The organism is Nonomuraea solani (genome assembly GCF_900108335.1).
Classification (GTDB): Bacteria; Actinomycetota; Actinomycetes; order Streptosporangiales; family Streptosporangiaceae; genus Nonomuraea; species Nonomuraea solani.
This window is the reverse complement of record NZ_FNVT01000004.1, coordinates 109,012-132,599: the sequence shown is the minus strand read 5'-3', so window position 1 is coordinate 132,599 and position 23,588 is coordinate 109,012. Positions and strand designations below refer to the sequence as shown.

The 23,588-nt window shown below is 68.4% G+C and carries 28 protein-coding genes; 17 read left to right on the top strand and 11 right to left on the bottom strand.

Annotated features, from left to right (window positions below; genetic code table 11):
* Positions 1-4: 4 nt before the first annotated feature.
* Complete coding sequence (locus tag C4V41_RS16125; protein ID WP_103956708.1) at positions 5-994, top strand: polyprenyl synthetase family protein; 990 nt, start codon at positions 5-7, stop codon at positions 992-994.
* Here C4V41_RS16125 and rarD read toward each other — a convergent pair.
* Positions 962-1,885 carry an EamA family transporter RarD gene (rarD, locus tag C4V41_RS16120; protein ID WP_103956707.1) on the bottom strand — a complete coding sequence of 308 codons (924 nt, stop codon included), beginning with the start codon at positions 1,883-1,885 and terminating at the stop codon, positions 962-964. The two genes, C4V41_RS16125 and rarD, sit on opposite strands and share 33 nt — an antisense overlap.
* A gap of 121 nt (positions 1,886-2,006) precedes the next feature.
* On the opposite strand from rarD, the gene msrA reads away from it, so the two are divergent.
* The 6 genes from msrA (at position 2,007) to C4V41_RS16085 (ending at position 8,253) form a co-directional block, all read left to right on the top strand.
* On the top strand, positions 2,007-2,669 hold the full coding sequence (gene msrA / locus C4V41_RS16115; protein ID WP_103956706.1) for a peptide-methionine (S)-S-oxide reductase MsrA: 663 nt from the start codon (positions 2,007-2,009) through the stop codon (positions 2,667-2,669).
* Between the two features lie 146 nt (positions 2,670-2,815).
* Positions 2,816-3,163, top strand: a complete 348-nt coding sequence (locus tag C4V41_RS16110) for a type II toxin-antitoxin system RelE/ParE family toxin (protein ID WP_103956705.1) — start codon at positions 2,816-2,818, stop codon at positions 3,161-3,163.
* Complete coding sequence (locus C4V41_RS16105) at positions 3,163-3,462, top strand: helix-turn-helix domain-containing protein (protein WP_103956704.1); 300 nt, start codon at positions 3,163-3,165, stop codon at positions 3,460-3,462. The genes C4V41_RS16110 and C4V41_RS16105 overlap by 1 nt, the downstream gene beginning before the upstream one ends.
* A 605-nt stretch (positions 3,463-4,067) precedes the next feature.
* Entirely contained in the window at positions 4,068-5,687 is a 1,620-nt protein-coding gene (locus C4V41_RS16100) for a peptidoglycan-binding protein (RefSeq protein ID WP_146103675.1), read from the top strand.
* Positions 5,688-6,178: 491 nt separating this feature from the next.
* Positions 6,179-6,595 carry a type II toxin-antitoxin system VapC family toxin gene (locus C4V41_RS16090; RefSeq protein WP_103956702.1) on the top strand — a complete coding sequence of 139 codons (417 nt, stop codon included), beginning with the start codon at positions 6,179-6,181 and terminating at the stop codon, positions 6,593-6,595.
* A 122-nt stretch (positions 6,596-6,717) separates the two neighbouring features.
* Positions 6,718-8,253, top strand: coding sequence for a long-chain-fatty-acid--CoA ligase (locus C4V41_RS16085; protein ID WP_103956701.1), 1,536 nt, complete (start codon positions 6,718-6,720; stop codon positions 8,251-8,253).
* Positions 8,254-8,257: 4 nt separating this feature from the next.
* Here C4V41_RS16085 and C4V41_RS16080 read toward each other — a convergent pair whose 3' ends face one another.
* Together C4V41_RS16080 and C4V41_RS16075 are read right to left on the bottom strand one after the other, a co-directional pair.
* A complete protein-coding gene (locus C4V41_RS16080) occupies positions 8,258-9,049 on the bottom strand; it encodes a helix-turn-helix transcriptional regulator (RefSeq protein ID WP_103956700.1) in 792 nt (263 codons plus the stop codon).
* Positions 9,049-9,750, bottom strand: a complete 702-nt coding sequence (locus tag C4V41_RS16075; protein ID WP_103956699.1) for a MerR family transcriptional regulator — start codon at positions 9,748-9,750, stop codon at positions 9,049-9,051. The genes C4V41_RS16080 and C4V41_RS16075 overlap by 1 nt, the downstream gene beginning before the upstream one ends.
* Before the next feature lie 58 nt (positions 9,751-9,808).
* Here C4V41_RS16075 and C4V41_RS16070 point away from each other — a divergent pair, with 58 nt between their 5' ends.
* On the top strand, positions 9,809-10,450 hold the full coding sequence (locus tag C4V41_RS16070) for a hypothetical protein (RefSeq protein ID WP_103956698.1): 642 nt from the start codon (positions 9,809-9,811) through the stop codon (positions 10,448-10,450).
* A gap of 173 nt (positions 10,451-10,623) precedes the next feature.
* Here C4V41_RS16070 and C4V41_RS16065 read toward each other — a convergent pair whose 3' ends face one another.
* Genes C4V41_RS16065 through C4V41_RS16050 form a run of 5 tightly spaced genes read right to left on the bottom strand, consistent with a single transcriptional unit; the run spans position 10,624 to position 14,296 of the window.
* A complete protein-coding gene (locus C4V41_RS16065; RefSeq protein ID WP_103956697.1) occupies positions 10,624-11,265 on the bottom strand; it encodes a class I SAM-dependent methyltransferase in 642 nt (213 codons plus the stop codon).
* A gap of 11 nt (positions 11,266-11,276) precedes the next feature.
* Positions 11,277-11,414 carry a hypothetical protein gene (locus tag C4V41_RS61835; protein WP_160150299.1) on the bottom strand — a complete coding sequence of 46 codons (138 nt, stop codon included), beginning with the start codon at positions 11,412-11,414 and terminating at the stop codon, positions 11,277-11,279.
* Positions 11,411-11,773 carry an alpha/beta fold hydrolase gene (locus C4V41_RS16060; protein WP_327537460.1) on the bottom strand — a complete coding sequence of 121 codons (363 nt, stop codon included), beginning with the start codon at positions 11,771-11,773 and terminating at the stop codon, positions 11,411-11,413. Before C4V41_RS16060 ends, C4V41_RS61835 begins: the two co-directional genes overlap by 4 nt.
* 52 nt (positions 11,774-11,825) lie before the next feature.
* Positions 11,826-13,415, bottom strand: coding sequence for an ABC transporter permease (locus tag C4V41_RS16055; protein WP_103956695.1), 1,590 nt, complete (start codon positions 13,413-13,415; stop codon positions 11,826-11,828).
* Positions 13,412-14,296: an ABC transporter ATP-binding protein gene (locus tag C4V41_RS16050; protein ID WP_103956694.1), complete on the bottom strand. Its 885-nt coding sequence runs from the start codon at positions 14,294-14,296 to the stop codon at positions 13,412-13,414. Before C4V41_RS16050 ends, C4V41_RS16055 begins: the two co-directional genes overlap by 4 nt.
* An 82-nt stretch (positions 14,297-14,378) precedes the next feature.
* Here C4V41_RS16050 and C4V41_RS16045 point away from each other — a divergent pair, with 82 nt between their 5' ends.
* Entirely contained in the window at positions 14,379-14,846 is a 468-nt protein-coding gene (locus C4V41_RS16045) for a GbsR/MarR family transcriptional regulator (protein WP_103956693.1), read from the top strand.
* A gap of 27 nt (positions 14,847-14,873) precedes the next feature.
* Here the strand turns inward: C4V41_RS16045 and C4V41_RS61830 are convergent, their stop codons facing one another.
* Positions 14,874-15,026, bottom strand: coding sequence for a hypothetical protein (locus C4V41_RS61830; RefSeq protein ID WP_160150298.1), 153 nt, complete (start codon positions 15,024-15,026; stop codon positions 14,874-14,876).
* A 31-nt stretch (positions 15,027-15,057) separates the two neighbouring features.
* Here C4V41_RS61830 and C4V41_RS16040 point away from each other — a divergent pair, with 31 nt between their 5' ends.
* Positions 15,058-15,477: a VOC family protein gene (locus C4V41_RS16040; protein ID WP_103956692.1), complete on the top strand. Its 420-nt coding sequence runs from the start codon at positions 15,058-15,060 to the stop codon at positions 15,475-15,477.
* Here the strand turns inward: C4V41_RS16040 and C4V41_RS16035 are convergent.
* Complete coding sequence (locus C4V41_RS16035; RefSeq protein WP_200824020.1) at positions 15,468-16,097, bottom strand: TetR/AcrR family transcriptional regulator; 630 nt, start codon at positions 16,095-16,097, stop codon at positions 15,468-15,470. The genes C4V41_RS16040 and C4V41_RS16035 overlap by 10 nt on opposite strands.
* A 136-nt stretch (positions 16,098-16,233) precedes the next feature.
* Here C4V41_RS16035 and C4V41_RS16030 point away from each other — a divergent pair, with 136 nt between their 5' ends.
* Positions 16,234-16,548: an MmcQ/YjbR family DNA-binding protein gene (locus C4V41_RS16030; protein WP_407670012.1), complete on the top strand. Its 315-nt coding sequence runs from the start codon at positions 16,234-16,236 to the stop codon at positions 16,546-16,548.
* A gap of 70 nt (positions 16,549-16,618) precedes the next feature.
* Entirely contained in the window at positions 16,619-17,104 is a 486-nt protein-coding gene (locus C4V41_RS16025) for a GNAT family N-acetyltransferase (RefSeq protein WP_103956689.1), read from the top strand.
* A gap of 114 nt (positions 17,105-17,218) precedes the next feature.
* Here the strand turns inward: C4V41_RS16025 and C4V41_RS16020 are convergent, their stop codons facing one another.
* A complete protein-coding gene (locus tag C4V41_RS16020) occupies positions 17,219-19,102 on the bottom strand; it encodes a PIG-L family deacetylase (protein ID WP_160150297.1) in 1,884 nt (627 codons plus the stop codon).
* A gap of 436 nt (positions 19,103-19,538) precedes the next feature.
* Here C4V41_RS16020 and C4V41_RS16015 point away from each other — a divergent pair, with 436 nt between their 5' ends.
* The 5 genes from C4V41_RS16015 (at position 19,539) to C4V41_RS15995 (ending at position 23,588) form a co-directional block, all read left to right on the top strand.
* Complete coding sequence (locus C4V41_RS16015; RefSeq protein WP_146103674.1) at positions 19,539-19,916, top strand: hypothetical protein; 378 nt, start codon at positions 19,539-19,541, stop codon at positions 19,914-19,916.
* A gap of 18 nt (positions 19,917-19,934) precedes the next feature.
* Positions 19,935-20,813, top strand: coding sequence for a DMT family transporter (locus C4V41_RS16010; RefSeq protein ID WP_103956686.1), 879 nt, complete (start codon positions 19,935-19,937; stop codon positions 20,811-20,813).
* Positions 20,814-20,823: 10 nt separating this feature from the next.
* Entirely contained in the window at positions 20,824-21,459 is a 636-nt protein-coding gene (locus C4V41_RS16005; protein WP_103956685.1) for a GntR family transcriptional regulator, read from the top strand.
* Between the two features lie 57 nt (positions 21,460-21,516).
* Complete coding sequence (locus C4V41_RS16000; RefSeq protein ID WP_103956684.1) at positions 21,517-21,867, top strand: hypothetical protein; 351 nt, start codon at positions 21,517-21,519, stop codon at positions 21,865-21,867.
* Positions 21,868-22,133: 266 nt separating this feature from the next.
* Complete coding sequence (locus C4V41_RS15995; RefSeq protein ID WP_103956683.1) at positions 22,134-23,588, top strand: sugar transferase; 1,455 nt, start codon at positions 22,134-22,136, stop codon at positions 23,586-23,588.

Sequence of the window (23,588 nt, the reverse complement as noted above, 5' to 3'; positions counted from 1 at the left end):
TCGTATGTCTGCGCCTCCCGTGGTTGACCTTCCCATTGAGGACGAGCGGTTGGCGCAGGACGTGGCCAACGGACTGGCCGCGGTCGAGAAGCTCCTGCGCTCGTCCGTGGAGAGCGAGGACGCCTTCGTGACGGAGGCGTCCAAGCACCTCATCGAGGCGGGCGGCAAGCGGTTCCGTACGCTGATGGTCTTGCTCGCCGCCCAGTTCGGTGACCCGTCGGCGCCGGGTGTGGTGCCCGGCGCCGTGGTCATCGAACTGACCCATCTGGGCTCGCTCTACCACGACGACGTCATGGACGAGGCCCCGGTGCGCCGGGGCTCGCCGTCCGCCAACGCCCGGTGGGACAACACCGTGGCGATTCTCACCGGTGACTACCTTTTCGCCCAGGCTTCCGACATCCTGGCCGATCTCGGTCCCGAGTTGATCCGGGTGCAGGCGCAGACGTTCTCCCGTCTCGTCCAGGGTCAGATCCGCGAGACCATCGGTCCGCGTGACGGAGAAGACCCGATCGACCACTATCTGAGCGTTCTGGCGGACAAGACGGGCTCGCTGATCGCCGCCTCCGGCCGGTTCGGCGCGCTGCTGTCGGGCTCGCCGGCCGACGTGGAGGAGCGCCTGAGCCGCGCGTGCGAGGCGATCGGGGTGGCCTGGCAGCTCGGGGACGACCTGCTGGACGTGGCCTCGACGGGTGCCCAGTCGGGCAAGACCCAGGGGACGGACCTGCGGGAGGGCATCAAAACCCTCCCGGTTCTGTACGTGCTGGCGGCTGGTGACTCACCCCGCCTGACGTCTCTGCTGTCGGGTCCGGTGGCCGAGGAGGATGTCGAGGAGGCGCTGACCCTGCTGCGCGCCCACTCCGGGATGGCGCGGGCGCGGGCGGAGCTGGAGTCCTGGGTGAACCGGGCTCGTACCGACATTTCGGGCCTGCCCGACATCCCGGCTAAAGACGCATTTTTGGCTCTATGTGACTACGTGGTCGAGCGCTCGGGCTGACCTCCGGCTCCGGGCGGCCGCACGGGCCGCCCGGATGCTGTCGTACGTGAACAGCGCCAGCGCCAGCCACACGATCGAGAACCCGATCCACCGGCTCGACGGCATGACCTCCTTGGCGACCAGCACCCCGCAGGCGAACTGCAGGATCGGCGCGATGTACTGCAGCAGCCCCATCGTGCTCAGCGGCACCCGGATGGCCGCGGCCCCGAAGCAGATCAGCGGCACCGCCGTGATGAGCCCAGAGCCCACCAGCAGCACCACGTGCCAGGCGCCCGCCTGCCCGAACGTGGCCGCGCCCGTCGTCTGCAGAAAGACCAGGTAGCCGAGGGCGGGCAGCAGCAGGACCAGCGTCTCGACGGCGAGCGCCTCGGTGGCCGCCACGTTGGCGCGCTTCTTGACCAGCCCGTACAGGCCGAAGCTGACGGCCAGGGTGAGCGCGATCCAGGGCAGGCGGCCGTAGTCGAGCGTCAGCACGAGCACCGCCAGCGCCCCGAACCCGACGGCCGCCCACTGCAGCGGACGCAGCCGCTCGCGCAGTAGCGCGACCCCGAACAGCACGTTGACGAGGGGGTTGATGAAGTAGCCGAGGGCGCTCTCCACGACGTGGCCGGTGTTGACCGCGTAGATGTAGGTGCCCCAGTTGATCGTGACGAGGATGGCGGCGATGGTGAGGAGGGCTAGCTTGCGCGGCTGTCCGGCCAGGGTGCGGAACCAGGACCAGTGGTGGCGGATGGCGAGCACGGCGACGACGGCCAGGAGGGACCAGACCATCCGGTGGGCGAGGATCTCGACGGCTCCGGAGGGCTTGAGCAGTGGCCAGTAGAGGGGGAACAGACCCCACATGGTGTAGGCGGCGATCCCGTAGAGCGCACCGCGCCGAAGGTCAGGCATGTAGCCAAGTTTCGGGCATTACCACCTTTAAACACAAATTTCGGTCGCTGTACGGAAATGTGTAGACCTCCTTAAGTGTTGCGGGCTATGTAGGCTGGATGCGACCTATGGAGGTAGCGCGATGGGCTGGCTGTTCGGCGGTAACAAGACATCGATGGTCCGACGCGAGGACGCACTCCCGGGCCGCGCGGAGACCATGCCCGTCCCGGCCCGCCACGCGGTCCTGGACGCCCCGCTGGCGCCGCCGTACCCGGACAACCTGGAGATCGCCGACTTCGGCCTCGGCTGCTTCTGGGGCGCCGAGCGCAAATTCTGGCAGACCCCCGGGGTCGTCACGACGGCGGTCGGCTACCATGGCGGCCACACGGCCAACCCGACGTACGAGGAGGTCTGCAGCGGCCTCACCGGACACACGGAGGCGGTCCGGGTCGTGTTCGACCCGGCGAAGGTGTTGTACGAGGAGCTCCTGAAGGTCTTCTGGGAGGCCCACGACCCCACCCAGGGCATGCGCCAGGGCAACGACGTGGGGACGCAGTATCGGTCGGCGATCTACCACCACTCCCCGGAGCAGCAGAAGGCGGCGGAGGGGGCGCGGGAGGCGTACCAGGAGGTGCTGAAGCAGGCCGGCTACGGAGAGATCACCACAGAGATCGCCACAGCGGGGCCGTTCTACTACGCCGAGGAGTATCACCAGCAATATCTTTTTAAGGTGCCAAACGGATATTGCGGAATCGGCGGCACGGGTGTCGCCTGCCCGGTCGGGCTCACGTCCCGCGAGGCGTAGGGTCGCGGGGGTCGTGATCACCGGAGTCTCGAGGGCATTCACGCTTCCGTCCGCCGAAGTGGCCGTGGGTAGTTGTGGAATCACTTTGAGCGGTCAAATTCTGCGATTGCCTGAGCGGGGAGTTCTGCTGCCATAGCATCGTTGCTATGGTCTGGGGTAGCGTAGAGCTGGAACCGGAAGTTCGGGAGTGGCTGGAGAAACTCTCGGCAGAGTCGTTCGCGCGTGCGGCTTTCTACATCGATCTGCTGGCGGCGGAAGGCCCGTTGCTGGGAGAGCCGTACACGCGACAGCTCGATGGCAAGCTGCGCGAGCTGCGGTTCTACCTTGATGATCTGACTATGCGGATCAGCTACTGGATCTCTTCGGATCGGCGGATCATCCTTCTGACCGTTTTCCACAAAACGCGAATGAGGGAAGATCGAGAAGTGGACCGGGCGCGGCGGGCGTTGTCCCGTTGCAAGGACGAGGCGCACTCGGTGGACGAGGAGTGGTGATGACCGAGCGGACCGATTGGGCTGATCTCCGTGACCGACGACTGTCCGAGCCCGGGGCGGCCGAGGCATACGATGCGGCTCGTCTCGCCTTCGAACTCGGTCGGGCAGTACGACAGATGCGGGAATCTCGTGGGTGGAGCCAGAGTGAGCTGGCTCGTGCGGCTGACATGACGCAGTCAGCAGTGGCCCGTTTCGAAGGAGGAGGCACGGTGCCGACGCTGCCGGTCCTCGAGCGACTGGCTAGGGCTCTGGACGCCGAGCTGGAGGTGCGAATCAGTCCACGTGCTCCCGCAGCGTGATCTGGCGCTTGTGCTCGCCCGATCGGTCACGGACACGGGTGAGCGTGTATCGCTCGATGAGGTACTGGCCGCTTTCGGGCATACTCGCGGATCGCTGGCCGCCACCCCGGGCGACGAGTAAACGTGTCCGACGTCGTCTTCACGGCGCCGGCGGTCGGTGACCTGCTCTTGATCTCCAAGAGGCCGTCGACTTGTGGGCTGAGTACCGATCGAAGGTCCGTTAGGTCGGCATCGGCGGGACGGGTGTCGCCTGCCCGGTCGGTCTGACCTCTGGCGAGGCGTAGACCTGCGGAGATAAGAGAAAGTTCGATCAGGGCGACTCGGCCGTTGCGCAGGAAGGCCGTGATGATGCCGGGTAGACCGTGCAAGAAAGAGGCGCTGGCGCAAGTCTGCGACGGCGTCGATCACGTTGGTGATCGACCGGACCCGGACCCAGGCTCGCGATCGGCGAGGTGCACAGCTTCGGGATGACCCCGGCGATATAGGGGAAACATACCGCCCTCTTCTAGCCTCCGTATGTCTTTCCCTGGCCCAACGGACAAGCTCAGACCCGCCTCGGTGGTCGGAGAGTTGGGTCCGGGGCCCCTTCGGAGGAGAAACACATCATGCCCGGATCTCTATCGCGCCGCAGCCTGCTCAGGATCGGTGGTGGGGCCGTGGTCGCGGGGGCGGCCGCGTCCCTGACCCGTGACGTGCTGGCCCCCGACGCGGCGCAGGCGGCTACATGGCATTCCCAGCTCGTCTACCCGGGCGCCGACGGCCGGCTTGTCTACAAGCCGGATTCACGAGGGAAGGTGATCCCGGACTTCAGCTGGGCCGGGTACCGCAATGGCCAGACGCCGATCCCGTCCGTCCCAGTCGTCAAGGAGATCGGCCCTGTCACGGGTGACAACACCGCGCACATTCAGGCCGCGCTCGACGAGGTAGGAGTGATGCCGCTCGGCGCCAACGGGTTCAGAGGGGCGCTGCTCCTCAAGGCCGGTCACTACCTCGTCGACGGCACGCTCCGGATGAAGCACGACGGTGTCGTGTTGCGCGGGGTCGGCAAGGAAGAGGACACGTCGGTCAACACGGTCATCACCGGTACCGGCGACGGGACCAGGAGTGCGGTCCTCTTCGTCGGTGGTACGTCCGGCGGCTGGGAATCGCAGGTGCCCGGCACCAAGACCGGCATCACCTCCAGCCTGGTCACGACCGGACAGCGCCGGATCACCCTGGCATCGACGACCAACCTAAAGGTCGGCGACAACATCATCATCCATCACCCGCACACCCAGGAGTGGACCGACGCGATCAACGGCGGGGGCGTGGTGAACGATGCTCCCTGGACCCCCGGCCAACCGCCGGAGCTGCCCATCATGTACAACAGGTACATCCGGAAGATCGTCGGCAACGACATCATCATCTGCGCCCCCGTCTTCAACGATCTACGACGGTCCCTGTCCCAGTCCTACGTATACGTCTGGGACCGGGCCGGGCTCGTCCGCAATGTCGGTGTGGAGAACCTCCGCATCGACATGGGCGATCCGTCGAGCACGAGCGAGGACCACCCGCAGAGCTGCATCTTCGTCAGCAGGGTCGAGGACGCGTGGGTCATGAACGCCGCGCTCCTGCACTTCTCGGTTTCCGGCGTCTGGGTGCAGCGCAGCACGCGGGTTACCGTGCAGCGGGTTCGGGCCGTCCAACCTCGTTCCCGGATCATCGGAGGGATGCGGTACAGCTTCTGCGCCGGTGGCATGGCCCAGCAGGTCCTCTTCAACGACCTGATAGCGTTCCATGCGCGGCACGCCTTCATCGGCACGGGGATGAGCACCTGCTCTGGCAATGTGTGGCTGAACGGGTACAGCAAGTTCGGCTACAACGAGACCGGCGGCCATCACCGGTGGAGTCAGGGGCTCCTGTACGACAACATCCAGGAACTGTCCAACCAGAGCGAGAACGATTGGGTCCTGGCCCTGCACAATCGCGGGGACAGGGGGGAAGGGCATGGCTGGTCCTCGGTGAACAGCGTGGCGTGGAACTGCACCGTGGACAACGGCAAGAAGCTGTGCGTGCAGACTCCACCGACCGCTCAGAACTTCGCCATCGGCACTACCGGCATCGTCACCGGGCACAACTGGTACACCAACCACCAGACCGGCTATGTGGAGGGGACCAACCGGTCGGGGCTGGCACCTGGCTCCCTCTACCTGGAGCAGCTCGCTGATCGGCTCCGTGGCTCGTAAGTGATGAGCGTTGGCCGCGCCTCACTGGGCACGGCCAACGCGCTCCGGCCTGCCTTCGTCCAGGCCGTCCGTCCCTGCCCTCGGCCGCCGCACGAACCCGCTGTGCTCTGGGACCGTACGCCGGCAGACCCCGGACTCCAAACGGTCGGTTCTCGCGCAGAACGGGGACCGGCGCTTTGCTACTTCAAGTAGTAAACTGAGTTTATGAGCAGGCCAGAGCGAGAGTTTCCTCCGGGGGACGGCCCGGCCGCCAAGGTCAGTGTGTCCCTGAGATCGGGCAACATTCGCGCTGTCCGAGAGCGAGTCGGAGCCCGCGGGTTTTCCGCTTATGTTGATGCCGCTGTGGAGCGCCAGATCGAGAGGGATCTCCTGGAGGAGGCTCTGCAGGCGAACGAGGCGGCCTCAGGGCCGATCCCGCAGTCTTTGCGTGATGAGGCGGCGGAGTTGTTCCGTCGCGTCAAGTCCGCGCCCGAACTCCAAGAGGAGGACGGATGGCACGCGCACGAAGCCGGCTGAGCGCGGGCACCGTGGTTCTCGATTGTGAGGGGCTCGTGAAGTGGTGCGAGGCCGACCAGCAGGTTACGGCGTTCCTGCGGGAAGCGCAGGACAACGACTTCCGGGTTGTGGTCAGCGCCATGACACCGATCGAGGCACAAGATGCCCGAGTCAAAGGTGATCGTCTCACGTGGTATCTGTCCCGGCTGAAGATCGAGCCGGTGACCGAGGACATCTCGTCGCGTGCCATCGCGCTTCTTCGAGATGCCCGCCTGCACGGTCGCAAGTACGCCATCGACGCCGTGGTCGCGGCCACCGCACTGCGCTCGGTACGCCCTGCCATCGTTCTGACGTCTGACGAGGACGACATGAGCAAACTGTGCGGGAAAGCAGTGCAGGTGGTCGCTGTCTGAAACTGCTTGAGGGCTGAGCGGGGCCTGGGTGCAGCACGTTCGTACAAGTTCTGCCATGACTCTGAGGGCATCCTGGGCGTGAAGCCGGGTGGTACGTCCCACCTGCCGAGGAAAGGGTCGCGATGCTCAACTTGTCGATCATTCTGGAAGACAGCGCCCGCAACGCTCCGGACCGCACCGCTCTCGTTTTCGGTGACCTGCGTCTGCCGTACTCCATGGTGGACTCCGTTGCGAATCAGGTGGCCAATCTCCTGGTGGCGCGGGGGATCGGGAAAGGGGACAAGGTCGCGCTGCTCTGCCCGAACGTGCCCTACTTTCCCTTCGTCTACTTCGGCATTCTCAAGGCCGGGGCGATCGTGGTTCCGCTCAATGTGCTGTTGCGGCCGCGCGAGATCAGTTATCACCTGGCTGACAGTGAGGCCAAGGCGCTCTTCTGTTTTGAGGGATCCGCCGAACTGCCCATGGGGGCGCGTGGGCGGGATGCCTTCGAGGTCGTTGAGGGGTGTGAGCACTTCTTCGTTCTGCCTGCCACGCCGCTCGCCACAGAGTCGGAGTACGGTGAGTCGTTCTGGGCGGCGCTGGGGGGCATGTCCGGGGAGTTTGAGACGGTGCGGACGGAGCCGGGGGACACCGCGGCCATTCTCTATACCTCCGGCACCACCGGTCAGCCCAAGGGTGCCGTGTTGACGCACATGAACATGCTGACCAACACCATGGTCAGCGATGAGATGTTCCCCACTGACCCGGGCGGCGACGTCACTCTCGCCGTGCTGCCGCTCTTCCACTCCTTCGGCCAGGTCGCGGTCATGAACGTGAGCGTGCGCCGGCGTGCCACCCTCGTGCTCCAGCCGCGCTTCGAGCCCGGTGAGGCGCTGGAGCTCATGCGTACGGAGAAGGTGACCATGTTCGCCGGGGTGCCGACGATGTTCTGGGCGCTGCTGGCGAAGATTCACGCCGACGGGGCCGAGGTGCCCTCGACGTTGCGGGTGGCGGTGGCGGGCGGGGCGTCCTGTCCGGTCGAGGTGCACAAGGACTTCGCGGCCACGTTCGGCATTCCGATCCTGGAGGGGTACGGGCTGTCGGAGACGTCGCCGGTGGCCAGCTTCAACCAGCTTGGGCGGCCCACCAAGCCCGGCACCGTCGGCTTTCCCATCTGGGGCGTGCAGATGCGGTTGGTGGACGACGACTGGAACACCATCGAGGGCGAGGGGCCCGGCGAGATCGCCATTCGCGGGCACAACGTCATGAAGGGCTATTACGGGCGGCCCGAGGCCACCGAGGAGGTTCTGCGGGACGGCTGGTTCCGTACCGGCGACGTCGCCACCCGCGATGAGGACGGCTACTACGCCATCGTCGACCGTACGAAGGACATGATCATCCGTGGTGGCTTCAACGTCTACCCGCGCGAGGTGGAAGAGGTGCTGATGACGCACCCGGCGGTCTCGCTGGTGGCGGTGGTCGGCGTGCCCCATGACTCGCACGGTGAGGAGGTCAAGGCGTACGTCATCCCGTCGCCCGGCGCGACGGTGAGCGAGGACGAGCTTGTCGCCTGGTGTAAAGAGAACATGGCGGCCTACAAATACCCGCGGAGCGTCCAGTTCTGCGAGAGCCTGCCGATGACGGCGACCGGCAAGGTTCTCAAGCGTGAGCTGCGCTAGCGGTTCAAGGTAGCCAGTCGATCGCGGCGGCCAGCTCGGAGGGGGCGGTTCCGAAAGCCTTCCGGAAGGCTCGGGTGAAGTGGGGGCTGTCGGTGAAACCGGCGCTGTGGGCGGCTGTGGTCAACGTTTCTCCATCGGCTACCCGGTCGATGGCGTGTTGCAGGCGTAGCCACCGTACGTACGGCCGCATCGGGATCCCCACCTGCGCGCTGAACAGGTGTGCCAGGCGGCTCGGCGACAGGTGGACCGCGTCGGCCACCGTGCGCAGGCGCACCGGTCCTCGGCTCAGGAGCGCGGGGAGCAGGGTGATCGCCGCCTCCACCGCCGGGTGGGGCGGCGTGTTGGTGGCGGTGCCGTGGCCGGTCCACGTTTCGACGATCCGTAGCGCGGTCGTCGCCTCGGCTGTGTACGTGTGGCCGGTCGCTGGTTCCGTGAACATGAGCGGGCGATTTCCCTTGTGGTGACCCGAGGGGCCGGAGATTCGCGGTGACCACGTTGAGGCGTGGGGACCCGTACCGGAGCGGGCGAGCAGAGATCGGCCTGGCGAGCTGCGGGGGTCCAGGAGGGCGAGCAGGGAATCGCGGGCTCCGGTGAGCACCGTGTGACGGACGTCGGGTGGGGTGACGGCGATCTGTGTGGTCAGCGTGTCGCCGTGGGCGTCGGCCATGGTGAAGGGCTCGGCGGAGACGATCAGTTGGACGGCGTGGTGCGCGTGCAGGCCGTTGCTGCCGACCGTTCCGCCGTACAGCAGGAGACCAGGCCGGAGGAGACACCAGCCGCGCCAAGAATGCGACATCACACCGTGGCCATCTCGAGGACGATGGTCTGGGCGCCGTCGGCGTCGACGAGGTGTTCTTCGATGGTGGGGCCGGTGACGGTCAGGTGGTGGCGGTGCAGCCAGTCGAACAGGTTCTGTCCGGCGCGGACCACGCCGATCTCGGGCGGAACGATGGCGCGTACGACCGTGCGGGGAGGCAGGGAGAGCGGCTCGCCGGCGCCGCCGGTGGCTATCGCGGCGGCGAATCCGCCCGTCGGCCGGCCGCGGAGCCAGGTCAGCAGGGTCGACGGTGGTGACGGGCAGAGGGCGGACAGTTCGGACGGGTGGTTCAGACGCAGGTGGCGGACGCGTAAGCGGCGCGGGCCCACCGTGGCCTGCTGAGGCAGGATCGGCATCGGGGTGGCGAGGTGGTCCTCGGCGTGGGCCGCGGTCGCGGTCAGGGCGGCGATGTCGCGCCGGATGGTGGTCACGATCTCGGTCAGGGCCTGCCGGAGTTGGGTCTCGGGGGCGTCCAGCAGGTCGGCGATCTGGCGCAGCGGCAGGCCGAGGCGCTGCAGGCCGCGGATGCGTTCGAGCCTGGACAACTCGGTCACGCCGTACCAGCGATAGCCGGTGGCGCGGTCGACCGAGGCTGGAGCCAGTAGCCCGATCTTGTCGTAGTGGCGGAGGGTGCGTTCGGATACGCCGACCATGCTCGCCAGTTGTCCGATCCGCCACATGACGTTTCCTCCAGGCACGTTGACTTTGTCCCTGCGTCAGGGTTCTACCGTCCGGTCCATGATCGATCCGAACCCACGGCACCGGCTCACCGGTGTGCTGCTGCTTGCCTCGCTGGTAGCCATGATCGCCGCTGCGGCCATCGTTGTGCCATCGGGGTTGACCCTGAATCCGTCCGATCCTGAGGCCGCGCTGGCGGCGGTACGCGAGCAGACCGGGCTGCATCTGACCGAACTGGCCCTCGACGTGCTGGGCTGGCTGGGGCTGACCGCGGCTGGGCTGGTGATGGCGGGCAGGCCGGACCTGATGACATTGGCCGGTGGCCTGCTGGCCGGGGCTGGGCTGGCGGGCCTGCTGCACGATGCCGGAAACCTGGCCCTGACACAGTTGGCCGCCCGCCCCACGGCCGCTCCCGTGGCCTTGGCCGTCATGCTCACCGCCAAATGGGCGGTCAACCTGGCCGGCCTGCTGTGGGTCGCCGCCACGGCCGCCACCGCGGTGGGACTGCCCTCTGGGCTTCGTATCACCGGCATGATCGCCGCCCTCGCCGGCCTCGCCGGGGTCGTGCTTCCGTGGACGACCGGGGTCGAAGGGCCGACGGCGGCGATGGAGCAGCTCGGGTACGCGCTCCACCTTCCCATTATGATCTGGTACGGGATCCTGGGCGGACGGTATCTGCGCGCGCGGCACCCCGAAGCATGAGGCGGGCCTGGTGCGAGGTCCTCGCGTGGCTCGCTGGATACGAGTTCGAGGACCTCGACTGGCAGGCCGTGGAGAGCGCGCTGCCTGACACCGACGATGATCGGGGCGAACGCTGGTACGAGTACCCCTTGGCCGGTGAGGTGGCGAGGCTCGCGCGGGCCCGGCTCCAGACGTCAGTTGGCTGGGCGGCGGGTGAGGAGGTAGGCCTGGGGGAAGCCGCGTCTGGGGTCCTCGGCGGGGGAGATGACCAGCCGGGCGACCTCGGTGAGGCCGGCCGTGTGCAGGAGGCCGGCCAGGCGGTCGGGGGAGTAGCGGTAGGCGAGTGACACCAGGTGGTCGAACGGCTCGGCCAGTTCGTCGGGGCCGTCGTACGCCTGGAAGCCGAGCAGGAGGTAGCCGCCCGGTGCCAGGACGCGGTGGAACTCGGTGAGCGTCACGGGGAGGTGGCCGGGCGGGGTGTGGATGATCGAGTAGTTGGCCAGGATGCCCGCCAGGGAGGCGTCGTCCGCCGTGAGCGCGTCCATCGATCCCACCTCGAAGCGCAGCTTCGGATGGGCGGCACGGGCGAGGGCGATCATTTCCGGGGACAGGTCGACGCCGAAGGCGTTCACGCCGAGGGTGTGCAGGTGTGCCGTGACATGGCCGGGGCCGCATCCCACGTCCGCCACCAGGCCGTCACCCGCGGCCCGGATCAGTTCGGCGAAGACCGGGATCATCGCGTGGTTGAGCGGGCTGGAATGGTAACGGTCAGGGATGTCCTCGGCGTAGCGGGTCGCCATGGCGTCGTAGGCGGTGGAGAGGTCCGGGGCGGTCATGGAGGGTCATGTTAGGGCCCAATCCGGGCGTCCTTGGACAAGAGGGCGGCCACCTTGGCGGGGGCTTCCTGGTCGGGGGCGTTGTGGCTCACGGCGGGCAGGGTTTCGGCCCGGAGTGTTTCGGCCGCCACGTCGTGGTAGCGGGTCACGGTGGGGCCGGATCATCGCCTCGCCGTGGCGGCCCCTGGACAGCGCGCGTTCGTAGTCGGGCAGCCACTCCAGCGGCAGTGGCGGGCAGGGTGACCAGCCCGCCGTAGCTGTACCCGAAGAGGAAGCGGGCGCCGGCCAGGTCCATGAGTGCGACGACGTCGGCGCAGTCGTCCGCGACGCTGTGCCCGTCGCGCTGCGGCCCGCTGCCGAACCGGCCGCGCCTGTTGAGCGCGTGGACGGTGCCGTTGAAGGCCACCGCCATGTCGGTAAGTGCCTCCGGGAACCACCACGAGCGCGGGCTCGCCGGCTCCGTCCGTCGTGTACGTGAGCACCGTGCCGTCGGCGGAGACGAACTGATTCATGGTCGTCACCCTGCCAAGGCCGCCTGTCAATCAGCTGGCAGGGAGCTGTTAGCCGAGGTCGCGGCGGTGGAGGGCGGTCAGTCCCGCCGTGGTGAGAGCGGTGGCGATGACGGTCAGCAGGAGCAGTGGGGTGAGAGCGAATTCGGCGATGGGAAGGCCGGGGGTCTGTGCGAAGGGTGACAGCCGGAGGAGTGATGGGTCGGCGTGCAGGAGTTCCACCGCGAACTCCAGCAGGAGGCACAGGCCGAGTGCCGTGTAGGCGACGATCGCGGCGAGCCGGGGCAGCAGGCCGTACAGCAGGGCCGTGAGGGCGGCCAGCACCAGGATCGACGGCAGCCGGGTCAGGCTCGCGGCCAGTAGCCGGGTGATCTCGCCGGGCAGGTCTCCCGTCGAGAGGCCGTGGACCAGGCCCATCGCGAGGCCGAGGCCGGCGAGGACGAGTCCCGAGCCGGCCGCGACGATGGCCAGGTGGCCGCCGGCCCAGCGCAGCCTGCCGACCGGGCCGGTCAGGAGGATGTCGGCGCGGCCGGAGGTCTCTTCCGTACGCAGCCGCAGCGTCGCCTGAATGGCGTACACCGTGATGACCTGGCTCGTCAGGTAGATGACGAACGCGAAGAAACCGTCCACCGGCCGGCCGCCGCCCATCCGGTCGATCAGGGCTTTGAGGGCCTCGCTCGCGTTCAACTGGTCGGCGGCGCTTCGCGCCACGCCGCCCAGGCCGGCGCCGAACGCGGCGAACGCGACGGTCCAGGCGAGCAGCGTGCCCCGTTGCAGTCGCCAGGCCAGGGCGAGCGCGGTACGCAGGCTCGGCGCGGCGCCGGCGGGACCGAGGCGGGGCGGGAGGACGCCGGCACCGAGGTCCCGGCGGGATGATGTCCAGTAGGCGCCGGCCGCCAGCAGCAGGATCAGGGCGAAGACGGGCAGCAGCGGCCAGAGGTGGTCGCCGGCGAAGGGACGCATGCGCTGCGTCCAGCCGAACGGCGACAGCCACGACACCCAAGGGCTCCGCTCGACGTCGGCGATCGCGCGCACCGCGTACAGGATGCCCATCGCCGTGGCGGCGAGGCCGGCGGCGGTGCGGGCGCCTTCGGTGAGCTGGGCCGCCAGGCCGGCGAGCGCGGCGAAGACGCAGCCGGCGGCGGCGACCGACAGTCCCATGGTCAGGGAGCCCATCGGTGGCAGCCCGGAAGCCGTGAGCCCCAGCGTCACGACGAGGGCGGTGACCAGGTTGGCGGCGAACGCCACGGTCAGCGCGGCCGTCAGCGCCGCGTGCCGGCCGACGACGGTCGAGCCGAGCAGTTCGGCGCGGCCCGTCTCCTCCTCCGCACGTGTGCTCCGGATCACCAGGAACAGGCTGGCCAGCGCGATGAGCAGGGCGGCCTGCCCGCGTACGCGCCACGCGGCGAGCCCTCCCGTGGACGGGTCGTAGACCGGGCCGATCATCATGAGCTGGGTCGGGTCGCCGTTGGTCGTGTGGAGGAACGCCTGCCGCGCCTCGTCGGTGGGGTAGGCGCCGGCCACCGAGCCCGCCACGCCGAGCACGAGCAGCGCCACGAGGCCGTACCAGAGCGGAATCCGCACCCGGTCGCGCCGCAGGATGAGCCGGATCAGCCGGCCGGTGCCGGTGAAGTCACTCATCGTGCCACCGCGTCCTCGTAGTGACGCAGGAACATCTCCTCCAGCGTCGGCGGCCGGCTGTCCAGGCTCCGTACGCCGACCTGGACGAGCTCGCGCAGCACCCCGTCCAGCGCGTCACCGTCGACCTGGCAGCGCAACCGGTTGCCCTCCGTCCACAGGTCGTGCACGCCGGTGAGCCGGGGGACGGGGCCGTCGAGCTCGGCCGTGATCGAGGTGCGGGTAAGGTGGCGCAGCTCGGCGAGCGTGCCCGTCTCGACCGTGCGGCCGTGCCGGATGATGCTCACCCGGTCGCACAGGGCCTCGACCTCGGCGAGGATGTGGCTGGACAGCAGCACCGTACGCCCCTTGCGCCGCTCCTCCTGGACGCACTCCTGGAAGACCATCTCCATCAGCGGGTCGAGGCCGGAGGTGGGCTCGTCCAGGATGAGCAGGTCGGCGTCCGAGGACAGCGCCGCGACCAGGGCCACCTTCTGCCGGTTGCCCTTGGAGTAGGTACGCCCCTTCTTGCGCGGATCCAGCTCGAAACGATCGAGCAGGTCGGCCCGGTGCCGGGGGTCGAGCCCGCCGCGCGTCCGGCCGAGCAGGTCGATCGTCTCTCCGCCGGAGAGCGTCGGCCACAGGGTCACGTCGCCGGGCACGTACGCCAGCCGCCGGTGCAGCGTGGTCGCCTCCCGCCACGGATCGCCGTCCATCAGCCGGGCCGTGCCGGAGTCCTGGCGCAGCAGGCCGAGCAGGATCCGGATGGTGGTGGACTTGCCGGCGCCGTTCGGGCCGAGGAAGCCGTGCACTTCACCTGCGCGGACCGTGAGGTCCAGGCCGTCGAGCGCCCGTGTCCTGCCGAAGGTCTTGACCAGGCCGGACACGGAGATCATGTTTTGCATGCTTCACAGCGTACACAGATTTCACGAAATTCGTGAAGTATCGATAGTCTGTAACCTGAGGGCCCGTCCGAGAGGGGTGTGCATGACCGACGACGATGACGCGCTGCGGTTCCTCGAACGGTTCGCCCTGCTCATGTCCGATTCGGGCTATCCGCGCATGGCCGCGCGCGTGTTGTCGGCGCTGCTCATCGCCGACGACGGCCGGCGCACCGCCGCCGAACTCGCCGACCTGCTCCAGGTCGGGCCTTCGGCCGTCTCAGGCGCGGTGAAATACCTGATGCGGGTCGGGATGGTGACCCGCGAGCGGGACCCCGGCGAGCGTCGCGATCGCTACCGGGTCGACCCGACGGCGTGGTACCGGGCGGCGGCGTCGAGCGACGAGGTGTTCCGCCGGTTCGAGGAGGGCGCTCGCGACGGGGCCGACGTGCTGGGCACGGACACGCCCGCCGGGGCCCGCATGGACGAGACCCGGCGCTTCTTCGCGTTCCTCCGCAGCGAGGTGCCCCAACTCCTGCACAAATGGGATGAGATCAACGGCGAGGTACGTTGAACCAGGGGCCGGTCGAGGGCAGGAGCATCAAGACGATGACGAGCCAGGAGTGAACGTGGCCGCCAGACCGCCGATCATCGCGACTGTCCCCATCAGGGGAACGCCGGCCTGGAGCGTGATGGCGAATCCGGCCACGACGACGCCCATGGGCATCATCTGCGCCTGCACGGTGTCCGGCACATCACTATTGTGAGGGAAACGGAGGTGCTTCATGGACGCGCGTCTTGACCATCTCGTCTGCTGGGTTTCCGATCAGCTCGCCGCACTACGTTTCTACGAGGAGGTCGTGGGGCTGCCGGGGGTGCGGGCGGCTGAGTTTCGCGACGGGGAGGCGCCTTTTCCGAGCGTACGCGTCTCCCCCGAGAGCATCATCGACCTGATGGCGTACGAGGCGACGCGCGGTGTGGACGAGGGCACCGGGGTGGGCGGCAGCGCCGGGCATCCGATCAACCATTTCTGCCTGGCCGTGAGCAGGGAGGATTTCGACGCGCTGAAGGTCAGGCTGAAAGAGCACGGGGTACGCGTCTCCGGCACCGGAGCCAACTCCTTCGGCGCCCAGGGGATCGCCCCCGAGACGATCTACTTCGCCGATCTCGACGGCAACGTCCTGGAGGTCCGCTACTACGACTGAGCGTGGCGGCGCAGCCGGGCGCGTACGACGCGGCGGACCATCGGACCCATGTCCTCCAGGGCCGCCACCAGCCCCGCCAGGTCTTCGAGCGAGTCGAGTGCCTGCCCGGCCCCGTCGCTGTCCACGCCTTCGTACAGCTCCAGCCCCACGAACGCCGCCGCCGTCGCCTTGGCCAGCCCGGCCATGTCCACGAACTCGGCCAGCGGCGAGTCCGCCAGCACCCTGCGCAGGGCCCGTTCCACCTCGGCGATCCACAGGTTGAGCCCGGTGCTGGTGGCGGGGGCCAGCTTCTCGTCGGTCTGGCTGCCGGCCAGCAACTGCGCCAGCGCCGCGACGCTGCCTTCGGCCCGCTCCTCCGCGTGCAGCGCGCGGCCCAGGTCGAGCAGCTCGCGGAGGGAGGTGACCGCGTTGAAGCGGTCCTGGTAGAGGGCGATGCGCTGCTTGGACGCGTGCTCGCAGGCCGCCGCCAGGAGCTGGTCGACGCTGCCGAAGTGGTAGAAGACGAGGGCCTGGTTGACGCCCGCCGTGGCGGCGATCGTACGGGCCGAGACGCCGGCGATCCCCTGCCTCTTCAGCGTTTCGAGCGCCGCTTCGAGCAACTTGGTACGTGTGTCGGCCACCGAGGTTCCTTCGTCGTGTACGCCCGCGATCCCCACACGCTAGCGGGAACTGTCACCGGGGTCTGGTTCACTGGGCGGCATGGGTGTGACCGTCGATGACTTCCTCAAGCTGCTGGACGAGCTCCCCGACGTCCGGATGAACCACGGTGGCGAGTGGGTCGGGCTCAAGGTGCACGGCAAGGGCTTCGGCTACCTGTGGGAGGCGACCGAGACCGTCGGGCTCAAGGCCACGATCGCGGAGCAGCTCGCGCTCGTTCATGAGCGGCCCGAGGTGTTCGAGGTGCAGTTCACGGCCGGGCGGTTCGGGTGGGTGGTGGTTCACCTCGACAGGATCGAACGTGACGAGCTGTTCGAGCTGGTGGCCGAGGCATGGTGCCTGACCGCGCCCAAAGAGCTCGTGGCCGACTTCGAGGCGGCCCACGGAATCGGCCAGGAGGTGCATCCAGGGTAATCTCGGACATCGTGAGGGCACCGGTGAAGGCACCCGTGAAGGCGTCCGTCAGGACACCTGTGAAGGCGTCATGACGGCTGTGAAGTTGCGGGAGTGGCGCGAGGATGACGCCCCCGCCGTGTTCCGTGCCTTCCAGGCACCCGATCTGCGCCGGCAGGCGCCCTGGCCCGTCGTCACGCTGAAGGACGCCATGGGCTGGATCGCCTCCTGGCAGGGCGCCGGTCATGCCTTCGCCGTGACGAGCGACGATCAGGTCGTCGGGAACGTCGCGGTGGCCAGGATCGATGACCATGACAACGGCTGGGTGTCCTACTGGGTCGTGCCCGAGGCCAGGGGCCGGGGCATCGCGGCGGCGGCGACCGATCTGCTGGCCCGGTGGGCGTTCGAGGAGCGGGGGCTCTACCGGCTTGAGCTCGGGCACCGTACCAACAACCCCGCCTCCTGCCGGGTCGCCACCAAGGCCGGCTTCCGGCCGGAGGGCATCGAACGGGGCAAGCTCTGTTACGACGGGGTCCGCTACGACGTGGAACGGCACGCCCGCCTGGCCGGCGACTGACGGTTCGACAGACGCGAGCCCGGCACCGCGGCCCGGCACCGCAGCCCGGTGGCGATGCGCCGTGACCCTGTGCGGTGCCGGCCACGACCGGTCGTGGCCGGCACCGCACAAGCACTACGGGAGTGTCTCCCAGGGCCCGAAGGGGCTGTCGGCTCCGGGGGCGGTCTGTTTGCGGAGGTGCACCTTCCCGTCGGTGCCGACCGCGAACAGCACCACGGCCCCGCTCTGGTCGAGAACGGCCGCCGGATAGTCCGTGATGGCGCCCCCGAGGTCGCTCCAACTCCCGTACCCGGCGTTGGGAGCGGTCTGGGTGGCCAGGCTCACGCCGGCGTCGGCGTTGCGGTGGAACATCAGGATCCTGGCGTCCGGCCCGGCCGGGGTGGTGACCAGCTCGGGATCGCCCACTCCGGCATGGCCGCCGATCACGACAGGGCTGACGTTCCAGGCGCCGCCGGCCGCCGACTGCCGGGTCACGACCAGGTCGGCGGTCCCGGCCCGGCGATAGGCGACCTCGATCCGGCCGTTCTGGGCCAGCGCGGCCGTCGGCGGGCTGGCCGGGGTCATGGACGGCAGCGCGTTGTCGAGGGTGTAGCCGCCGTTGGGGGCGGACTGGTACCAGCGCAGGATGCGCGTCCTGGTGCTGGCGAAGAGCTCGATGCGGCCCTGCGGATTGGTGACCGCGGTGAGCCCGTCCTGTACGTCGCCGCCGCCGTTCAGGTTCGTCCAGGAGCCCCAGGTGCTGCCGTTGGCCGCGCTCTGGGTGCGCGCGCTGACGCCGCCGGCGCCGTTCTTGACGAAGATCTGCAGCCGGCCGTTGGCGTTGGCGGCCACCGCGGGCACGCCGATGTGCTCAGGGTCGCCCGTGCCGGGGTTGCCGAGGTCGCTCCAACCGGCGTCCCAGCCACCGCCCGGCGTCGTCTGGGCGAGGGTGACGAGGTGGTGGTCGGACTGCCGCCGGGCGAAGATCTGCATGCGCCCGTCGGCGTTGAGGCCCACGCTGATCGCCGGCTTCAGTGGCCCGCCGGCGCCGCCCAGGACGAGCGGGCCCGACCACAGCCCGGCCGGAGTCTGCCGGTAGGTGCTCACGGCCCCGCTGCGTACCACGAAGATCTGGGGTGTGCCGTCGGCGTTCCGCCCCGCCCAGGCCGTGCCCCGGGCCCAGCGGTAGTACATCCGCGACTCCCACCCGTCGGGGTCGAACGGGTCGTAGTGGAAGTAGCTCTGGAGGATCGTGGTCTTCCGCGTGACGGTGGGCCCCGACAGGTTCACCGGTACGTCGGAGATGTTGTAGTCGCGGTAGTTCTGCTCGATGATCGGCACGCCGTACGAGGTCGCCGCTTCCCCGGCGAACATGGCCGCGCCCACATGGTCGCCGTGGCCCGGGTTGTAACGGTTGTCGGGCATCGGGTCCATGGCCCGCAGCACGCTGGGCTGGTAGTGCTGCATGATCCCGGTCAGCACCGCGACCACGTCCTGGTGGTCGTAGGTGTACGACTGCGTCACCAGGCTGCCCTCAGGAATGATCGTGTGATCCTCGAACTCGTCGACGACCACGAACCAGCCGAGCTCGTTGTCGCGCAGGTTCATGAACACCAGCGAGACCTGCGGCGCGGCCGTGAGGGTGTACCGCTCGACCTGCTTGCCGGCGAGCGTCCAGGCGTCGCGGTTCCACTCCTCCTGGTCCTCAGGATCCACGTCCGGCACCGCGGCCATCCGCGCGTAGGCGTCCTGGATGCCGCGTTGCCGGTTGCGGGCCCGTTCCTCGTCGGTGTTCCCGAGCCCGGTGATCTGCCCCGCGGTGATGAACACGGTCACGCTCGGCATTCCCGACCGGATGGAGTCGTGAATGTCGGGGTTCATGAAGAGCAGGTCGTCGTCCTCATGTGCCACGATCTGCATGAGCTGATCGGCCACCGTCGTTTGAGCCGACGCGGCGATTCCCACCCCAGCCATCGGCACCAGTACGACGAGTGCCGCGATCACGGCCATCAGCCGCATGCCTAAATTGCCTCCGCGCATGTGTGCTTCCCCCCCACTAGTTTGTCCCAGAAGCAGATGCTGATCAGTCCCTAATTTGCGAGCAAGGGAAAGGAAGATAACAACTGTGTAACTCGCGCCGCGTGTATGGCATTGGTGTGGGATGGGCCGGGGCGAGAAATGGGGCCGCAGTCGTGTTTTCGGGCCATCGGTTTCCGGCTCCCGCCGACCATCGACAGGCGGTTATAGGCGAACCCGATCGTCCAATGTCGCAATCCGTAGTTGCGGGGTCGCTCGAATGGCCGTGAATACGGTCGTGGGGAATCAAAGGTGCCCCCGGAATTCCGGACGGCACCATTCATGGCCCCGATTCCGGGGGGAATGTCAGGGCGATCCGATATCCGGGCGGGGCGGGCGCCGCTTGGAGCCGCGGGGCGGGCTGATCTAGGCTTTGGGCGTGGACGGCGAAAGTCTGGCCGCGGCAGGTCTGCTGACAGCCCTGAGCAGGGCCGCGGGCGTCCTCGCGGAGTTACATCACCCCTTCGTGCGCAGCACGTCGTTCTCCTACTTCATCCCGCCGGCCGGAGCCCGTACCGGCACCGTGTTCACGCTGCCCGACGGCCGTGAGGTCACCTTCGCCGTGTCCATCGTCGTCGCCGGTGACGTCTTCCAGGTCGAGGGCGAGGTGACGGCCGAGGACGAGGTGCTGCTCGGGTTGCCGCGCAAGATCGTGCCCGGGATCCACGACGGGCTGGCCGCGCTGGACGACTACGCGGGCGAGGTGGCGGCGGCCGCGGGGCGGCTCATCGACCAGCAATTGGACGCCATTGTCTGATTGTCGGACAATGTGTGCATGAAGAACGGACCTCTTGCCGTCGTCAGCGCCGCGGTGCTGTGGGGAACGGCCGGTACGGCGGGGCTGCTGGTCTCCGCCGACTCCGTCGCGCTGGCCGCGGCCAGGCTGGTCATCGGCGGTGCCGCGCTGGCGCTGCTGGCCAGGGCGAGGCTCAGGCGGGCGGTCAGCCCGTCGCTGCTGCTCGCCGCCGCGGCCGTGGCCGCCTACCAGTTGTGCTTCTTCGCCGCCGTCGGCAGGACCGGGGTTGCCATCGGGACCGTGGTGGCGATCGGCAGCGGGCCCGTCTTCACCGGGGTGCTGTCCTGGCTGCTGCACGGCCGGCGGCCGAACGCGCGGTGGGCGCTGGCGACCACGGCGGCGATCTGCGGCTGCGCGGCCCTGATCGCGGGCGACGGGCAGCTCGCGACCGGCGGGCAGGTGCTGACCGGAGTGGCGTTCGCGCTGCTGGGCGGCCTGCTCTACGCCTTCTACGCCGTCACCGCCGCCCGTGCCATCGGCGAGGGCGCGGAGTCCAACGCCGTCATGGGCGTGCTGTTCGGCGGGGCGGCCGTCATCATGCTGCCGGTCCTGCTCCTGACCGGGGTCGAGTGGCTGGCCGAGCCCGCCGGCCTGCTCGCCGTCGCCTACCTGGGGCTGGGCACCACGGCCCTGTCCTACTTCCTGTACGGCCGCGGCCTGCGCACCACCCCGGTCGCCACGGCCGCCACGCTGGCCCTGGCTGAACCGGCGGTCGCCGCGATCCTGGGCGTCGTGGTGCTGAAGGAACACCTCGGCCTCGTCTCCGTCGCCGGGCTCCTGCTGCTGGCGATCAGCTTGATCGCGGTGGCCGTACCAGAGCGGGAAAGGGAGCCGGAGCGGAGCGGAAAAGAACGTTAGAGTCGCAGCCGTGACCCTGCCCCTCAGACCACTGTCCACCGTCGACGCGCTTGCCGACGCCCTGCGCGGCCGGGTGCTGTCCGGCGAGATCGAGCCCGGCACGCCGCTGCCCGAGCAGGAGATCGCCGCCGCGTACGGAGTGGCCAGGCCGACCGTGCGCGAGGCGCTGGCGGCGCTGGTCCATGAAGGGCTGCTCAAGCGCGAGCGCAACCGCAGCGCCTATGTCCCCGAGGTGACGATCTCGGACCTGGAAGACCTCATGTACGTTCGCAGGCCCCTGGAAGACCTCATGGTCAGAGCCCTGGCGGGCACCAGGGTCCCGGCGGCGCAGGAGGCGCTCGACAGGATGGACGGCCTGCCCGCCAACGCCCCCTGGTCCGACGTCGTGGCCGAGCACATGGCCCTGCACCAGGCGCTCATCGAGGCCGTCGGCAGCCCGCGCCTCGAACGCCTCTACGCCGCCCTGGCCGCCGAGACCAGGCTCGGGCTGGTGCGGCTGCGCGAGGTCTACAAGGACAGAGACGTGCTGGTCCGCGAGCACCGCGCGCTGCTCGACGCGATCGCCGACGGCTCGGTGGAGGTCGCCAGGGCCGCGGTCACCGCCCATCTCAGCCACTCCTGGGGACGCGAGACCAACCGAACGTGAGCGCCATTGTGCTCGAACTCTTGCGGGACAAGCCCGTGACTCGCAAGAATCGCGGCCATGCACGGCAACCCGATGCCGGACTCTTACGTGTACGTCACGGAAGAGGGCGTCACCCGTCACTACGCGGACGGGAGCGTCGAAGCCCTCGCGTGGGAGGACGTGGTCGAGGTCCGTGTCGTCGCCGAGACCGGCGAGGACGTGAACTTCATCCTGCTCGACCGTGACGGTGAGGGCTGCGTGGTTCCGCGCAGCGCGACAGACGCCACCTTTCTCGCCCGCCTCCGATATCTGCCGGATTTCGACCTGGACCGGCTCCATGTGGCGGCGGATTCCGCCCGCGACGGCGTGGTGGTCGTATGGCGCAGCCCCGACCCGCCGTCGGCGCTGCCCGACCTGGAGTACGACTAAGTTCACACGGCGGCGACCTCCCGAAATACCGTGTTAACGAGGCCGCCCTTCCCTTGTGCCGGGTGCATTCGTGGACCGTTCCGTCAACCCCCTATCTCCAGTAACTTTCGTCCGCTTGTGGACATTTGCTGGTATTTCCCCGCCCCGAATGGATCTTTACTCTTTAGTGGGGGCCGCCGCCCTTGATTGTGCATGGGCCCTGTCAACCCATGTGGCTCAAGAAACGTCAAGTTACAGCGGTGTACGGAGTCATCAGGGTGGTATCTATGAGGGTGGGGACTAGGGAGTCCGCTGTCGTGCTCCTTGAGGCCGTACCGCGCCATGAATCCAGCATTTGGACACGGGCCTACTTACGGCTCCTGTTACTCGGCGACACAATGGGCGCGCTCTTCGCATGCGCGTGCGTGATGGGAAGCCGGCTGCTGTCCGGCGCGTACGTCCCAACCGTCGAGTTCGTGCTCGGATTCGCTCTGGTGCTGGTCTGGCCGGCCGCGCTCGCACTGGGCGGCGCCTACCGGCAGCGAGCCAACGGCGAGGGCACGGAGGAGTTCAAGGCCGTTTTCAACGGCGGCATCGGTTTGATGGCGGCGGTGGCCATAGGCGCCTATGCCACGCAAACCTCCGTCGCGCGCAGCTTCGTCATGGCGATGCTGCCGCTGGCCTTGCTGTCCACGCTCTACTATCGCTACCGAATGCGTAAATACCTGCACCGGCGAAGAGCCGTCGGTGACTATATGCGCGAGGTCATCGCCGTCGGCCATCGAGACTCCATCCTCGACCTGGTGGTGCAGTTCCGCCGTCAGCCCCACCACGGCATGCTGGTCGTGGGGGCCTGTCTGCCCTCCGGTGACCCTAACGTCGACCTCGACGGGATCCCGGTGATGGGCTCGTTCGGCGACGTGGCGCACGTGGTCGCGGACGCCCGCGCCGACGCGGTGGCCGTGCTGGCCTGTCCTGAGCTGGACGGGGCGGCGCTACGCCGGATGGCGTGGAGCCTGGAGACGAGCAGGACCGACCTGTTCGTGGCCCCGGCGCTGCTCGACGTGGCGGGCCCGCGCATCAGCATCACGCCGGTGGCCGGGATGCCGCTGATGCACGTGGAACATCCGGAGTTCAACGGCGCCAGGCAGTTCGTGAAGTCGGTCTTCGACCGGCTGGTCGCGGGCGTGGCCCTGTTGCTGCTGGCGCTGCCGCTGCTGCTGGTCGGATTGGTGATCCGCCTCACCAGCAAGGGGCCCGCGCTGTTTCGGCAGACCAGGGTCGGCAAGGGCGGCAGAGAGTTCAGGGTCGTGAAATTTCGGACCATGGTGGTGGATGCGGAGCGGCTCAAGGACACCCTTCTGGTGGCCAACGAGTTCGACGGCGTGCTCTTCAAGATGCGGAACGATCCACGGATCACGCGGGTAGGCGCTTTCCTGCGGAAATATTCCGTGGACGAGCTCCCGCAACTGCTCAATGTGATCCGCGGCGAGATGTCGCTCGTCGGCCCGCGGCCGCCGCTGCTCGAAGAGGTCGCCAAGTACGGCACCGACGTACGCCGCCGCCTGGTGGTCAAGCCGGGCATGACCGGGCTCTGGCAGGTCAGCGGCCGATCCGACCTGAGCTGGGAGGAGTCGGTCCGGCTCGACCTGCGTTACGTGGAGAACTGGTCGCTCATCCTCGACCTGCAGATCCTGTGGAAGACCTGGTCCGTCGTCACCCGTGGAGAAGGGGCTTACTAG